Source organism: Bradyrhizobium sp. CCBAU 53351 (assembly GCF_015291745.1).
Taxonomy (GTDB): domain Bacteria; phylum Pseudomonadota; class Alphaproteobacteria; order Rhizobiales; family Xanthobacteraceae; genus Bradyrhizobium.
This window is the reverse complement of the sequence record NZ_CP030059.1, coordinates 4,736,506-4,750,682: the sequence shown is the minus strand read 5'-3', so window position 1 is coordinate 4,750,682 and position 14,177 is coordinate 4,736,506. Positions and strand designations below refer to the sequence as shown.

General features: G+C 61.8%; 11 protein-coding genes. 7 read left to right on the top strand and 4 right to left on the bottom strand.

Going from position 1 to position 14,177, the window contains the following annotated elements:
• Nucleotides 1-57: 57 nt before the first annotated feature.
• The 3 genes from XH83_RS22485 to XH83_RS22475 all read left to right on the top strand — a co-directional run bounded on the left by XH83_RS22485 (nucleotide 58) and on the right by XH83_RS22475 (nucleotide 6,080).
• Nucleotides 58-1,881, top strand: coding sequence for a response regulator receiver domain (locus XH83_RS22485; protein WP_194402921.1), 1,824 nt, complete (start codon nucleotides 58-60; stop codon nucleotides 1,879-1,881).
• Complete coding sequence (locus tag XH83_RS22480; protein ID WP_194402920.1) at nucleotides 1,881-2,333, top strand: very short patch repair endonuclease; 453 nt, start codon at nucleotides 1,881-1,883, stop codon at nucleotides 2,331-2,333. The genes XH83_RS22485 and XH83_RS22480 overlap by 1 nt, the downstream gene beginning before the upstream one ends.
• A 93-nt stretch (nucleotides 2,334-2,426) precedes the next feature.
• On the top strand, nucleotides 2,427-6,080 hold the full coding sequence (locus XH83_RS22475) for a hypothetical protein (RefSeq protein ID WP_194402919.1): 3,654 nt from the start codon (nucleotides 2,427-2,429) through the stop codon (nucleotides 6,078-6,080).
• Between the two features lie 112 nt (nucleotides 6,081-6,192).
• On the opposite strand, the gene XH83_RS22470 is transcribed toward XH83_RS22475, so the two are convergent.
• Genes XH83_RS22470 through XH83_RS22460 form a run of 3 tightly spaced genes read right to left on the bottom strand, consistent with a single transcriptional unit; the run spans nucleotide 6,193 to nucleotide 7,813 of the window.
• Nucleotides 6,193-6,918 (bottom strand): SOS response-associated peptidase, encoded by a 726-nt coding sequence (locus XH83_RS22470; RefSeq protein ID WP_194402918.1) that lies wholly within the window; start codon nucleotides 6,916-6,918, stop codon nucleotides 6,193-6,195.
• 3 nt (nucleotides 6,919-6,921) lie between these two features.
• Entirely contained in the window at nucleotides 6,922-7,371 is a 450-nt protein-coding gene (locus XH83_RS22465) for a hypothetical protein (protein ID WP_194402917.1), read from the bottom strand.
• A gap of 46 nt (nucleotides 7,372-7,417) precedes the next feature.
• Nucleotides 7,418-7,813, bottom strand: coding sequence for a hypothetical protein (locus tag XH83_RS22460; protein WP_194402916.1), 396 nt, complete (start codon nucleotides 7,811-7,813; stop codon nucleotides 7,418-7,420).
• Between the two features lie 145 nt (nucleotides 7,814-7,958).
• Here XH83_RS22460 and XH83_RS22455 point away from each other — a divergent pair, with 145 nt between their 5' ends.
• Nucleotides 7,959-8,891: a Ku protein gene (locus XH83_RS22455; RefSeq protein WP_194402915.1), complete on the top strand. Its 933-nt coding sequence runs from the start codon at nucleotides 7,959-7,961 to the stop codon at nucleotides 8,889-8,891.
• 146 nt (nucleotides 8,892-9,037) lie between these two features.
• Nucleotides 9,038-9,655 (top strand): cell envelope biogenesis protein TolA, encoded by a 618-nt coding sequence (locus XH83_RS22450; RefSeq protein WP_194408366.1) that lies wholly within the window; start codon nucleotides 9,038-9,040, stop codon nucleotides 9,653-9,655.
• Between the two features lie 27 nt (nucleotides 9,656-9,682).
• Here the strand turns inward: XH83_RS22450 and XH83_RS22445 are convergent, their stop codons facing one another.
• Complete coding sequence (locus tag XH83_RS22445) at nucleotides 9,683-9,946, bottom strand: hypothetical protein (protein WP_194402914.1); 264 nt, start codon at nucleotides 9,944-9,946, stop codon at nucleotides 9,683-9,685.
• Nucleotides 9,947-10,873: 927 nt separating this feature from the next.
• Here XH83_RS22445 and XH83_RS22440 point away from each other — a divergent pair.
• The gene (locus tag XH83_RS22440) at nucleotides 10,874-11,836 is read left to right on the top strand and encodes an ArdC family protein (RefSeq protein ID WP_194402913.1); all 963 of its coding nucleotides are present in this window, start codon (nucleotides 10,874-10,876) and stop codon (nucleotides 11,834-11,836) included.
• Between the two features lie 97 nt (nucleotides 11,837-11,933).
• Nucleotides 11,934-14,051: a ParB/RepB/Spo0J family partition protein gene (locus XH83_RS22435; protein ID WP_194402912.1), complete on the top strand. Its 2,118-nt coding sequence runs from the start codon at nucleotides 11,934-11,936 to the stop codon at nucleotides 14,049-14,051.
• Nucleotides 14,052-14,177 lie beyond the last annotated feature (126 nt).

The following is a 14,177-nucleotide window of genomic DNA, read 5'->3' as shown; positions in this document are numbered from 1 at the left end:
CAATACTCCGATGCGGTGAAGAGCTCCTTCATCAAAAAGCCGCTCAGAACGGTGTTGATGATCGACGACGCGTTTCCGACTTATTCCGATCTCTGCAGCGGAACGGCGACGCACGATCAGAAGGACCGTGCGGCCGCTCTCTACGGTGGCTTCCGCGCTCTGGACATGCTCTGCGACATCGAGAACACGATCGAGGAAGTCGACGCCGATCATCTCCGCAAGAGCGACCTGATAGTCCTGGACTATCACCTGACCGTTAATTCGAACGATAACACCAAAGCGATCCAACTGCTGCGCCAGCTTGCCACCTCGCATCACTTCAATACAATCGTGGTCTACACGGCGGCACCGGATCAGGACGCGGTGTGGCTGGACGTCATCGCCTCGCTTTCCGGCGGGTGGTCGAAGATCACCGCCAGTCTCGACGGCGAGCCCAAGCAGCACTGGGAGCAGCTCAAGGAAGCTGGAATGCTTCCTTCTCCCACGAAAGAGGCCGTCATGCAGTTCGCCCGAGGGGGCGTCCTGGGAGCGATCGAAAAGCCCACGCTCAAGATCGCGATCGACGAACTAACCGGTCTAGGTGTTCCGGCCAACCATTGCAGCAAGATCGTCGAATATCTGGTGGCCAAGGAACTCGCGGACAGGGCCGGCGAGTATGCGGCCGAGCCGAGCGGACACGCCGTCGGCAACTTCGCCAACGGCAAGCGCTGGATCCAGGTTGGAAACGCGTTCGTCGTCATCATGCAGAAGACGGACGGCACGGAAGCCGTCTCGGAGACCGCAGCCATCATGGCGGCGCTGAACGAGGCGTTGCTGGATTGGCGACCCAACGTGGTCCAGGTGCTCATATCCGAAATCCAAAACGCGCTCGAACTGGAAGGCTTCGCCGGCAGTGACACCGTGCTGCGGAAGCCCGACATGCAGGCCGCGCTCACCTATAATCTGCTGCGGGAACTCGGGCCAGTCGATCTGTCGAAAACCGTAGATGCCCGCGTGCCCGTGATGAGCCTCGTGGACAAGGTCGTCGACAGCGTGAGGAGACGGCTATCGACCCACGAGGATCTTCTTGCCCAGGTCGAACGGACCCTGATCGGAGATCTGAAGTCGTCGGGATGGACGCTCGACAAATGGCCAAAGGAGACAAAGCTCGTCAGTGCGGCGACGGAACTGGCGCGTACGGAGGGAGCCAAGAACGCGACGATCATGTTTCGGCTCAATCATTTCCTCAGCACGGAAAAGTTTCGGCGCGCTCATCTGACCACCGGCACGGTGTTTCATCACCGCGCCAAGGACGAGTACTTCGCCGTCGCGTCGCCGGCTTGCGATCTCGTTGCCGGCCAAGGAAAGCCGATGCAGCTCTGGGCGTCGGCGATCAGCCCGATGCTGCCCATCGTCGTGATACGCCTCCATCCCGCTTCGAGCATGGACAAGGCGCTCAGCGCGGCCTCGCAGGCCGAGCATCTGTTTCTGGAGATCGGAGACGAACCAAGGGCGTTCAAGGTGGATAGCGGCGTCGGGCATCAGCCGTCCTACGAAGTGATCTTCGCCCGCGACGAGGGACGGGTCCGCACCCAGGCCGGAAAGATCGTGTTCGATGGAGCCCGCCTGCTTCTTCGGGAATCGCCGCAGAACGGAGACGGCCCGCCGGACAAGCCTTCGGAGGACGGGGGCGCCGCATTGAGCAGCGCGGCGGAAGCGCTGGCCGCTACGGTGGCCGACCCGGCGACTTCGGCGGGATCCGCCGCAGGCGCGGTCTTCGAATATGATACCTTCGAAATCGTGGAACAACTGCGCGGCGTTAATGCGATCCATCTTCTGCAGTTGGTAGGACAGCATCTCTCGCGCGTCGGCCTCGATTTCGTCAGCACGCCGGGAAGCTGATGGATCGAATGACGACCGAACAGCGGAGCAGAGTCATGTCGCGGGTCCGCGGCAGGGACACTGCACCCGAAATGACGGTCAGGCGGATCGCCCACGCGCTCGGGCTGAGGTTCCGGCTTCACCGTCGGGATTTGCCGGGCACGCCGGACCTGGTCTTTCCCAAATCGCGCACCGCGGTCTTCGTGCACGGCTGCTTCTGGCACCGGCATCCCGGATGCAGCAGAGCGTCAATGCCTCAAACGAGGATCGAGTTTTGGCGTTCGAAGCTCGCCGGGAATGTGGTGCGAGACCGCGCGGCATCGGCGGCTCTGAAAAAGGCGGGATGGAAGGTCGCCGTCGTATGGGAGTGCGAAGTCAAGAATCCTGATAAGGTCGGAAAGCGTCTCCTCGATGCGATCAAGCGCGCTCGTCCGCGCGCGCCGCGAGAGGGACGTCGCGAAGGCGGATGTTGACGCGCTTTCCGCACTTCGATCTCGTCCGTCGACGCCTCGCACAATGCGGGACCGGCGCCCCGCGTTCGATCGTCCTGATGCCGGAGCCGCTGCATGTCAGAACTTGGTAAATTCTGCTGTTTCGTCTGCCCGGCTCCGGATCAGACCGTCCGGCGCCTCGACGACCATTGCCCTACCTGCGGTCGCCAATACGGCTTTCCGCTAAGAGACGTCCCCGCATCCATCGGCGAGTTCGAGGTGGTGCGATCGCTCAGCCGCGGCTTTTACGGAGCGACCTTCGTTGCGCGTCGCCGCTCGGGTCTGAGTCGCACTCCCAAGGTGCTCAAGGTCAGCCCGGCAGACATGTACAGTTTCTTCAAGAAGGATTTCGGTGCCGAGATGCGTCGGCATGCCGAGGCGGCCGAAGGCGCGGCTCACATCGTCGGCGTCGACGACATGTTCGACGCCGACGTCGCTTTCGGCGACGTGACTCTGCGTTGCCACGTGGGTGTGTTGGATTTCGTGGACGGGGATCCGCTTGCCCGCTATCTCTCGGGAGCCGTTCCTCTCTCCGCGGCCGAGGCCGCTCAGATTTCATCGGATCTTTTCCGCATGAAAGAGGAGTTCGAGCGGCGCCTGGTCAACCACAACGATCTGCATGCATCGAACATCATCGTCGAGCGCCTCCCGCCAAGTCACCGCCGCGCCGATGCGATCGAGCCGAGCATTCGCGCGATGGCAATCGACCTTGGTTCGATCGCACCGGATCGAAGATCCGGCAGCGGATACCTAGGAGATCTTCACTGGATCGGAAGACACATCCATGCGATGGCAAGCCGTCTTCTCGTCCCGATCGACTCCGCCGGAGATCTGGAGAATCGGATCGGACTGAAATTGCACGGTATCGCCCAAGGTCTGGCGAGCATCACCGAGAACCAGCGGACACCGTCCGCGGACGATATGATCAGAGGCATTCAGGAGGAATATCATCGAACGGCGGAGCCGTGGAGGCCGTGGCGAAACCAGAGAGTCCTGAAGACGTTCGCTGAATCGTACAACGCGCAAACTCTGGACGCATGGTACGTCCCGCAGCTCCTCGTCGATCCAGAAGGCGCATGGCTCGCCCGCGTCAGCGCCCCGGGTCCGCTCGTTATGACGGGAATGCGCGGGTGCGGCAAGACGATGCTTCTGCACTCTCTGCAGTTCCACGCCCGGGCAGCGGTTCAGCCCCACGAAAGTGACGTGGACGCGCTGCGCCGGATTAGAGAGGACGGTTACGTCGGTCTCTTCGTTTCGGCGCAGCGGTTGATTCCGGTCGACCCTACTGCCGAGCGCCCCTCGACCGATCAACTCTTCGCCCGTCTCCTCGTCGCCTACGCAGTCGCCGCGTCGCGTGCGATGGCCCATCTCGCTGATCTCGACGGCAAAGCATTGGCTTTCGACGCTTGCGCGGGCATGGTGCAGGCCGTAGCTAATTCGCTGAAGCCGATTCCCGAAATCGGTGATCCAGCAAACACAGAGCAATTGGAGCGATTTCTCGGCAACCTTTTGGCGCGCGTGAGTCGCAGCGACAGCGAATATCGACTTGCCACGAACGCAAACGCAGCGTTTCCTCTCGTGGCGGACGCGATCCGACGGGCATCGCCCATCTGGGCCGACTCCCAAGTCCTATTTTTGCTCGACGATGTCTCGACGCGCTATCTTGACGCGCAGCGCATCGAGGACTTGCTATCATCGCTCATTTTCCACAATCCTCATTGCGCGTTCAAGCTGACGTCGGAAGCGCAGACCATATTTCTGTCTCTAAAGTCGCCCGGAAAAGTGCACGCCGCAGCGGCAGGCCGAGACTTCGAGACCTTCGACCTCGGTGCCCAGGTCCAAGCCAGGCTGAAGGATCGAAGCGGAAGAGCCTTCGTATTGGACGTTCTGAAGGCGCGGGCCAGACTATATGCAGGACATCGCAGCTCCACGCCGGACCAGGTGCTTGGCGACATTGATCTGGAATCGATCGCCCGCAGCATCGCGGAAACGCAGACTCGTTCGAGAGAACGCAAGCGGCTTTATCACGGTCTAAGAGCGCTTGCCGGAGTCTGCGTAGGAAATATCGGCACTGTGATCCAGATCTATCAGGAGATACTTGCTAATCACCCAAAACTGTTGCCGGTATCTCCGGAGCGGCAGAACGAGGTGTTCCAGGAGTTTTGTGCGCGTCATCTCTACAGTCTTGATCGGCGAGGAAGTGATCTCAAAGCGGTGGCCACTCAATTCGCAGAGGCTTCGCATCAGCTGCTCATGGAGTCGGGTAAAGAAAGACCGACCGGGAGAATCCGTCAGTACACCTCGATCTATGTCCGAGTGACGTCGGGCGACGTCCGTGCACAAATGAACCGGCTCCGCGAACTTGTCGACGCCGGTGTTTTCGTCTTCACGGGGGGGACGGCCAGGACGAAAACCCACGACTCCGATCCGATCCAACAGTTCAAACTAACGTTCATGAAAATCTTCGGCTTAGCCAATTTCATCGGTCTGGCGGACCGGGATCGATTCGAGCTGTCTGGCGCCGACCTCGAAAAATGGTTGGATGAACCAGAACTCGGCCGAGAATTGCTGCTGAGGAATCTGTCGAAAGCCGTTCCGCTCGTAGATGGCGAAGCCGGGTCGGACGAGGAAGCGGACGAAGATCCGTCCGATCGAATGTTGGAGGCCAAGCCCTACGCAGCCGCGCGGCAGATGGACTGGCTCGACGGGTTGGGCGCCGGCAAGCAGGAGTCCGAAAGCCCGGCGTTGACCATGTCCATGCCGCCCCTTCCATCCGTGACTGAACAGAAGGCGAGGGATCTCGGCGAAGAGCAGGTTGACACCCTAGTCGTGGGGCTGGGATTTGAGGAAAGGACGCCGGCATCGCTTAACCGCCTGTTGAAACATTTGAAGCCCAAACGGGTTTTGGCCGTGAGGTATGAAAATATCGGCCGCTCCGACGCCATGCGAGCCCTCGTTGCCAAGACGGGTCTGCGCGTCGATGAGGTGGACTATGCCGCCGTCGCGTCCGGGGATGCCCCCGAACTCGGCGGGCGCGCGATGATCGACGTAACCGGCCTAGCCAAATCCGCGTTGTTCGGCTTCGTCCGGTCTGGACTGTCAGCGTGCGAAAGCATCCTGATCGCTTACACGGCCGCCAAGCAGTACTATCCTCTGGAAACCGAGTTGCGCTCGGTCCTGGACGCGTACAGGTCCGACGATCCTCACTCTTTGCTGACCGCCTTGCGAGGAATCCTGACGGGCGAAGTTGGGCCTTATAGATCGATCCCTCTCCTAACGGCCGAATCGGATCAGACTCGTCTGCGCGCGTTGTCCGCATTCGCCTCGTCGAAGCACGAGCGACTGCTGCATTTGGTGGGCGAGCGAGAGTACGACATCATCGAAGTGCTTACCGACAGCGCCAGGACGTCGCGGGCCAATGTTGGCAGGATCGCAGCTCGAGTAGCAATGGAAGACATTCCCAACGGCCAGCCGACACCGGTCGATGCCGCCGATCTGTCGGCACTGGTGCAAGCCCTCGGTCGTCGCCACCAGGATTGGTACGTTCGCGGGGGGCTGAATTTCGAAATCGGCCTCACAGGCAACAAGATGCAGGCCACGGCGGCAGCCGTGATCAGCGCCGCCTTACCGGTCAATCAAGTTTGGTACGTAAGGCCCGCGATTTTCGACGAGACGCGCTTCACCCACGGCGTCGGTCGATCCCGCTTTTTCCGAGTAGATCTGCACTAGATTCTTATCATCTACTGACGCGCCGCATGGCTATCGTATGTTGCGGGTCCGGCATGTGAATCGACCCCGCATCCTGCGTTGGCGGGGCTAGGCTCTGCCTAGTCATCGTCGGTCACGTTGCCTGCCCGGCCTGGTCTTCCTTGACGCCGCGGGCCACGATCCGGAGGCTCCCGTCCGGAAGCGGCCGCTGTAGCTTCAGGACCTCGTCCGGAGGAGCCGTCATCCAGGTCTCGACTTCTTCCGGCGTTGTCAGGATCACGGGCATTGCCTTGGGGTGGACGGCGCCGACCTCGGCATTCGGCTCTGTCGTGAGGAACGCATAAAGGTCGTTGGTCGTCTCGCCTTCCTTGACCTTCCGAACAGACGTCCAGTTGGTCCAGATGCCGGCGAAGCAGGCGAGGGGGCGGGTCTCGTCGAGCGCGAACCAGATATCGCCACCCTCGGCCTTGTTAAACTCGCTGAATGAATTGAACGGCACCACACAGCGATTTTCGGTTCCCAGCCATCGCGTCCAGTGCTTGCTCTTTACATTGCGGATGTTGGTCGTCCCGCCGTCCGGCTCCATTCTGAGCAATTCCTTGAAATCCACTGCCTTGCCCTTGGCCTGCAGCTTCTCGGCTCGCTTCTTCGTGGCGTCCATCAGCGCCTTTGACGACGACGGCATTCCCCATCGCGCCGTAGCGAGTTCGCGGCCCTCGACCCCGTTGCGCACGATCGGTGCCTTGTAATCGGGAAACACGCCGGGCATCGGCGCTAGATTACCTACATATCGGTTCACGACGCGGAACAACGCGCTGATCGCGGCTTGGTTTGTCGTGATCGAATAGAGATTGCACATCGGTCAGAATTCGGTTCGAGGGTGGCGCGGCTGCCACGTCAACTGTAGCAGAGTCGCGGATGGACGCCGGCCCGCCTTGGCGCATTTGCGGCAGCGCAGCCGGCTGGCGAGATCGTGCACGAAGGTCGTCGGCGGGTGCTTCATCGCCGCGAGGTCCACGTCGCTCGGCGTCTTGCAGCGCGCGCACCTGATCTCCAGCCAGGGGAAGCCTCCGTTCACGGCTTGGTCGATGGTCGGCGACGGATCGATTGGCTCGCCATCACTCCACATCCGCTCGTTCCAGCTTTCGCAAAGCAGCCTGTCGGCTTGCTGGATCATCGCCTCGCCTTTGGCCCGCATCTCCGCCGATTGGGTAGCCAGAATGTTAGCCATCGCACGTGCCTTGCCGAGCTCTTTTGCCAGAGCCTTGCGATCGCCGCCCGACAGGGGCGTAGGGTGATACTTCGGGGCCATCCGGACATCCAGGCGCAGAGAGATCGGATCGGCAAATCCAGAGCGACTACGGCCTCTCGAACGCTGGCCAGCACCCATCTTCTTCATGCCTGCCGCTGCGCTGCTGGCAGGTGTTGTCGAGCAGCCGCTGCGCCACGTCCTTCCAGAGCGCGTTGGCGCCATACAACCGGACAGCATCGGCGGTCTGGATTTCCAAGGTCCGCTCGCAGCGGCGGCAGGAGACGCGGAGCACGTGGCGCTGAATCTCGGAAAGGCGTCGCTGCCGCATTTGGGCCCCGGTCGTGCCGGCGCGAGGATCTTCGAGGACGGAGTCCCAGTATCCGGCCGGAAGCTGTGCATCTGGAGCCGCAGTGGAAGCGCTCGGCCTACGGGCGGCTTCAGCGGCCAGCTTTTCCATCTGCTTCGGGGTCGGCATACGCCAGCTCGCGGGTCGGTCGGTCATGCCTGAATTAGAACATAACAAGAACAAATGTCGAGTCCGACCAGGGCAGCTGTTGAGAAAAATCCTCCTATGGGACGGGTCGCGATGTCGGAACCAAGCCGGTTGGTTCGTCTTGAATCCGGCATCAGTAATGGAGTTCCCCGCGATGGCCCCCCGCGCCAACTGGAAAGGCTTCCTGCGTCTTTCCCTCGTCACCTGTCCGGTCGCGCTCTATCCTGCCACGTCGGACTCCGAAAAAGTCTCCTTCAACCAGTTGAACCGAAAGACCGGCCATCGGATCAAGTACGCCAAGGTCGACGCCGACACCGGCGAGGAGGTCGACAACGAGGACATCGTCAAGGGCTACAAGGTCGACACCGACACCTTCATCGAGGTGACCAAGGAGGAACTCGAGAACGTCGCGCTGGAATCGACGCGAACCATCGAGATCGACGAGTTCGTCGACCGGAGCGAGATCGATCCGCGATATCTCATTCGCCCCTACTACCTGCGTCCCGACGGTAAAGTCGGGCACGATGCCTTCGCCGTGATTCGGGAAACCATCCGCGAGATGAACAAGGTGGCAATCGGCCGTGTGGTGCTGACCAATCGCGAGCACATCATCGCGCTCGAGCCTCTCGATAAGGGCCTGATGGGCACGCTACTGCGCTACCCCTACGAAGTCCGTTCCGCGGACGAGTATTTCGACGACATTCAGGATGTCAAAGTTACCAAGGACATGCTTGATCTCGCCAAGCACATCGTCAATCAGAAGGCGGGCCACTTCGAGCCGGACAAGTTCGAAGACCAGTACGAAACCGCCCTCATCGATCTCATCAATCAGAAGCGCGCCGGCAAGCCCATCACCGCGAAAGCGCGTCCTCGAGGTGAGAACGTCGTGGACCTGATGGACGCGTTGCGCAAGAGCATCGGACGAGAGGCGACGGCCCCGACTGAGGCGCCGAAGAAGCCGGCCAAGAAGCCGCGCAAGGCGGCCGCTGCGCAGAAGGAAATGCTGATGCCGATCACCGGCAAAAAAGCGGCGAAGGAGGGCGCGGCGAAAAAGCCGGCCGCAAAGCCGCAGCGAAAGTCGGCCTAGCCCATCGTGAAACATCCGGTGACGCCGGGCGGCCGCTATTTGTGGTGCGGACCGCCCGTGCTCTGCGCTCGCTTCGAAGAACCCCAGCTCGTGAGGTAGACTGAACGCCGGAGCAAATGGTCGCGTCGATAGGCGGGAAGCGTGTGGTGGCGAGAAAACTCCAGACCTACCAGACTTCGCTGGGCTTCTTCGATCTGGCGATCGCCGCTCCCTCCATGAAAGCGGCCCTCGAAGCCTGGGGCGCCCACAGCAATCTCTTCCACCAGGGCGTGGCGAAGGAAAGCGACGATCCGGACGTCATCGCCGCAGCCATGAAGAAGCCTGGCGTTGTTCTCAGACGCCCGGTTGGACCCGACGGATCTTTCAGCGAGCATGCCGAACTGCCCACCGATCTTGGTGGCGGCGGAAGACGGACGAAAGTCGAGCGCAAGTCGAAGGGCCCAATGGCGAAAAGGCCTTCCTTGCGTCCCATCGGCAAGGCGGCGGAGCGGAAGGCTGCGCTCGCCTTCGAAACGGAGCAGAAGCGGCGCCAGCTTGAACAGGCGAAGGAAGAGACTGCCAGGCAGAAGGACCGGGAACGGCGTCAGCAGGCGATCGACAAGGCGCAGGCTGCGCTGGACAAGGCTGAGCAAGAGCACGCGAAACGGGTAGCCGCCGTCCAGGCCGAGGTCGAGGCTCTCGAGAAGAGATCGCAAGCCGAAAAAGCCCGCTGGGACAAGGAGAAGGAGCGATTGGAAGTTACGCTGCGGCGCGCGCGGAGTTAGCTTCCGTCACGCTGGGCGCCGGTCCTTCTAATCAGGAGGGCATTCTGGGCAGGTATCGCCGATCGAGTTCAGCACGTCACGAACCTCGGCCGCCGCTGCATCAGGGGAGACGCCTGGGGGCGGGTCTACGCGGGCGATATCGAAGGCCCGCTCCCTTGCATGCGGATCGGCGCGGTCCTGCATCCAAACGTGCTCCTCGCACTCGCGGATGGCGCTGGCTTCCTGGAGGACATGGATCGCCCATCCGCGCAGCGTCCGTATCGGCGGCCTTCGTTCACGCGTCATCAGCATCGAAATGGCTCCCGATAGGACGAATCGTTGTGTCCGCCATTCGTTCCCCTCCTATCACCAGGGCGGGCTTTGCCGAGAAACACTAGAGAAAGGCAGCGGGTGGGCGTGTCCGATGACGCCACTCCCGGCTGTCGTTTCTGACCGATTGGATGTGCAGGCTCAGAAAGGGGGTGGCGATTTGATAGTTGCGTGTTCCGCCACTGCCATGTTGACGGGCGGCGGCGCATGTTTCCGGCCATGACGCAGCCATGGGAATCGGGAGAGGACTACGCGTGTCCGCACTGCGGTGCGACATACGCGGTGACGCTCACCCAATCACTTTCAATCGACGATGACGGAAAGCCTTGCATGGAATGTGGGGACGCATTGGCATGGTGGCGCAGCACGACGGTGCCGCACTTCAAGCTAAAGGTGCGAATGAATGGGGATCCGGCATGATCCCGAAGCACCATCGCAACAAGCAAAATGCTGAACTGTGGTCCTCAGCTCGAGCAGAAACGCAAGGACTGGCTGGGCGCGTGCGGCAATGGCCGCACCGGGCTCTTGTGAACCGAGCCGCGCTGCGTCTCGGCCGTGCGGCTTCGATCCCTCGCGCTAGAGCTTTGGTGCTCCTCGCCGGGGGCACTCAGGAAAGGGGCCCGCCGTCATGAAGTATGCCGGCGTCGCTATCACTGCCCCGTTCCCGGGTGCCGCTATTGAACCGGTCTCGTCGCTGCACTCGGACCCGCGTGTCCCTTCGGGTCGCTATGCTCACGCTCTCCGGGTGCCATTTTCCGTTGAGGCGATGCGCCCCTGGCGCACGCCTGATCGGGCCTGCGGTCCCAGGTAGATGGCGCTGAGAGCCGAGAGTGAGAGTGCGGGCTGGGTTTTCCGTGACGGGTTACAAGCTGCGAGAGAGGCTCGCGGCGCCCGTCGCGGAGACCCGCGATGTCAAACCGTACTGCTTGCGCGCGCGCCGGCCAGGACCGGGCGAACCTCTATAATGAAATCTCCGACAAGATCATTGCCGAGCTTGAGGCCGGACGCGTCCCCTGGGTTCAGCCCTGGGGTACGGCCGCGGCGAAAGCGCCGCTGGCGATGCCGAACAATGCGTCGACGAACAGGCAATACAGCGGCGTCAACATCCTCATCCTCTGGGGAGCCGTTATCGAACGTGGATTCACCGGGCAAAGTTGGCTCACCTTCCGTCAGGCGCTCTCGCTTGGCGGCCACGTTCGCAAGGGAGAGCGCGGCACCACTGTGGTCTATGCGGATCGTTTCGTGCCGAATGACGCAAAGCGACGCGCCGCCGAGACCGGCGAAGACGCGCAGGCGATTCCATTCCTCAAACGATTTACCGTTTTCAACACCGATCAGTGCGATGAACTGCCCGACAATATTGCCGCCGTTGCGCCGCCACCGCCGGCTGGCCTCATCGAACCCACGGTCGACGCCCTGATCAAGGCCAGCGGAATTCCATTTCGGATCGGCGGGGATCGCGCATTCTATGCCACAGCCGAAGACTATGTTCAGGTCCCACCGCCCCAGGCCTATTTCGAACCCATCAACTGGCACCGCACCGCGTTGCATGAACTCGGTCATGCGACCGGGCACTCCTCGCGTCTCAACCGCGACCAGAGCGGATCCTACGGTACGAAGAAATATGCCTTCGAGGAGTTGGTTGCCGAATTAAGTTCCGCGTTCGGCTGTGCGTCGCTCGGGATCGCGCCGACCGTGCGCCATGCCGACTATATCGGCTCCTGGCTCGAAGTCCTGCGCGAAGACAATCGCGCCATCGTGCGGGCCGCCTCGCAGGCGAGCAAGGCCGCGGACTATTTGCTCGGCTTCGTTCCCGGGTCCATTGAGTCCGCGTCGCTGGATTCGGCTGTCGCCGATCACGAGGCGGCGTGATGCTTGGCCTCGCGCGAGAGTGAGAGGAGGGGAGGCTGTTCGCGACGGGTTGGAAGCCGAGAGAGAGTCTCACGGCCGCCCGTCGTGGAGAGCCAAAATGACGAAAGCCGTACAAAAGATCACGCTGTCGCCTTCCCGGGATATTCCGTTCAACAAGCTCGTGCTCAGCCAGTCGAACGTTCGCCGCGTCAAGGCCGGTGTCTCGATCGAACAGCTAGCCGAGAGCATCGCGCAGCGTACGCTTCTGCAAAGTCTAAGTGTCCGGGCCGTCGTTGATGCAGATGACAACGAGACCGGCATGTTCGAGGTGCCGGCGGGCGGCAGGCGCTATCGTGCCCTCGAGCTTCTGGTGAAACAGAAACGCATGTCAAAGACGCAGGCGGTGCCGTGCGTTGTGCGTGAAGGGGGCATTGCCGCGGACGATTCGGTGGCGGAGAACGATGAGCGGGTCGGTCTGCACCCGCTCGATCAGTTTCGGGCCTTCCAGACTCTCCGCGATCTCGGCATGACCGAGGAAGACATCGCCGCCCGGCACTTCGTGAACCCTGCGATCGTGAAGCAGCGGCTGCGGCTGGCGTCGGTGTCGCCGAAACTGCATGAGGTCTACGCCGAAGACGGCATGACGCTCGAGCAGCTCATGGCGTTCTCGGTCACAGCCGATCACGCCCGCCAGGAGCAAGTCTGGGAGAACGTCAGCCGTTCCGGTTATGACGAGCCTTACCAGATCCGCCGGCTGCTCACTGAGAACACCGTGCGCGGGTCCGATCGCCGGGCGCAGTTTGTGGGCCTCGATAAATATCAGCACGCGGGTGGCGGCGTTCTGCGGGATTTGTTCGAGCACGACGACGGCGGCTGGCTTCAGGACGTCGTGTTGCTCGACCGCCTCGTAACCGAAAAGCTCAAAGCCGAAGCTGAGACGATTGCTGCCGAAGGCTGGAAGTGGATCTCAGTCGCCGTAGACTTCTCCTACGGTCACACACAAGGCCTACGAGAAATCGAAGGCAGACCTGTCGATCTCTCGCCTGAGGAGCAGGCCACCATCGATGCGCTGAACGCCGAGCAGGCCAAGCTGGAAACCGACTACCAGGATGCCGACGAATTGCCCGAAGAGGTCGATCAGCGTCTCGGCGAAATCGAGTCGGCACTGGCGGCATTTGAAGACCGGCCGATGCTTTACGAACCGACCGAGATCGCCCGAGCTGGTGTCTTCATCAGCATCGATTCCGAAGGACGCCTCTCCGTGGACCGGGGTTACGTCCGGCCGGAGGACGATGTGCTGGAAACTGATCCTGATGTCGGGCAGAACGCCGACGTGTCGTCGACTGAAGGGCAGGAGCCTGGCACTTCAGTTCAGCGCACGATCATCGCAGTCGCAGGTGGCACTCTTGATGCCGAAGAGGATGATGAGGACACGGCCAAACCTCTGCCGGATCGGCTGATCACCGAGCTGACGGCGCATCGTACGCTGGCATTGCGAGATGCGCTGGCAGAAAATCCTGCGATCGCGTTTCAGGCGGTGTTGCATAACTTCGTGCTGACGGCCTTTTATCGGTTCGCATCGTCCGGGAACTGTCTGGAGATCGGCCTTCGTACACCGACCTTTCCTGCCCAAGCTCCCGGGCTGAGGGAAAGCGCGTCTGCGAAGGCTGTCGAGGCGCGGCATGAGTCCTGGAAGGCACGGTTGCCGAGGAGCGAAAACGATCTCTGGGATGCGCTCACGGCTCTTGACGGTGGTGCACAGGCATCATTGTTCTCCCACTGTGCATCATTTGCGGTCAACGCCGTCTACGAGCCGGCCAACCGCTACAATCAGAGCCGTGTCTCCGCTCACGGTGTCCGCACGCGTCTCGACCAAGCTGATGTGCTTGCGCGCGCGGTCGGACTCGACATGGTGCAGGTCGGCTGGCGACCGACCGTCGACAACTATCTCGGCCGGGTCACCAAGCCGCGAATTCTGGAGGCGGTGCGGGAAGCCAAGGGCGAGTCGTCGGCACAACTGATCGACCATCTGAAGAAGGCTGAGATGGCAAAGGAGGCCGAGCGTCTACTCGATGGCTCGGGCTGGCTGCCGGAGCCGCTGCGCCTCGTCGATCCCGATGCGGCGCCAGTGGCGCAGGAGGGCGGAGCGGGCCCGCTGCCCGAATTCCTCGCCGACGAGGAGGATTCGGAAAACGTCAGCGATGATGATCCGCGACAACTCGATGCGGCTGAGTGACATCATGTGGCGGGACGGCTGAGGCTGTCCTGCAGTTGCTTGGGGACCGGTGAGTAGCGCCGGTCCCCATTTTTATTGAGTGAGCGCTGAGAGGGAGAGCCGGGCCGGGAAGGGTTTGAGCCGTTG

Excerpts from the sequence above, each read along its gene's own strand:
- XH83_RS22485 (WP_194402921.1), top strand. The coding sequence starts at position 58 with ATGATCGACGACGCGTTTCCGACTTATTCCGATCTCTGCAGCGGAACG.
- XH83_RS22480 (WP_194402920.1), top strand. The coding sequence starts at position 1,881 with ATGGATCGAATGACGACCGAACAGCGGAGCAGAGTCATGTCGCGGGTC.
- XH83_RS22475 (WP_194402919.1), top strand. The coding sequence starts at position 2,427 with ATGTCAGAACTTGGTAAATTCTGCTGTTTCGTCTGCCCGGCTCCGGAT.
- XH83_RS22470 (WP_194402918.1), bottom strand. The coding sequence starts at position 6,918 with ATGTGCAATCTCTATTCGATCACGACAAACCAAGCCGCGATCAGCGCG.
- XH83_RS22465 (WP_194402917.1), bottom strand. The coding sequence starts at position 7,371 with ATGGCCCCGAAGTATCACCCTACGCCCCTGTCGGGCGGCGATCGCAAG.
- XH83_RS22460 (WP_194402916.1), bottom strand. The coding sequence starts at position 7,813 with ATGACCGACCGACCCGCGAGCTGGCGTATGCCGACCCCGAAGCAGATG.
- XH83_RS22455 (WP_194402915.1), top strand. The coding sequence starts at position 7,959 with ATGGCCCCCCGCGCCAACTGGAAAGGCTTCCTGCGTCTTTCCCTCGTC.
- XH83_RS22445 (WP_194402914.1), bottom strand. The coding sequence starts at position 9,946 with ATGCTGATGACGCGTGAACGAAGGCCGCCGATACGGACGCTGCGCGGA.
- XH83_RS22440 (WP_194402913.1), top strand. The coding sequence starts at position 10,874 with ATGTCAAACCGTACTGCTTGCGCGCGCGCCGGCCAGGACCGGGCGAAC.
- XH83_RS22435 (WP_194402912.1), top strand. The coding sequence starts at position 11,934 with ATGACGAAAGCCGTACAAAAGATCACGCTGTCGCCTTCCCGGGATATT.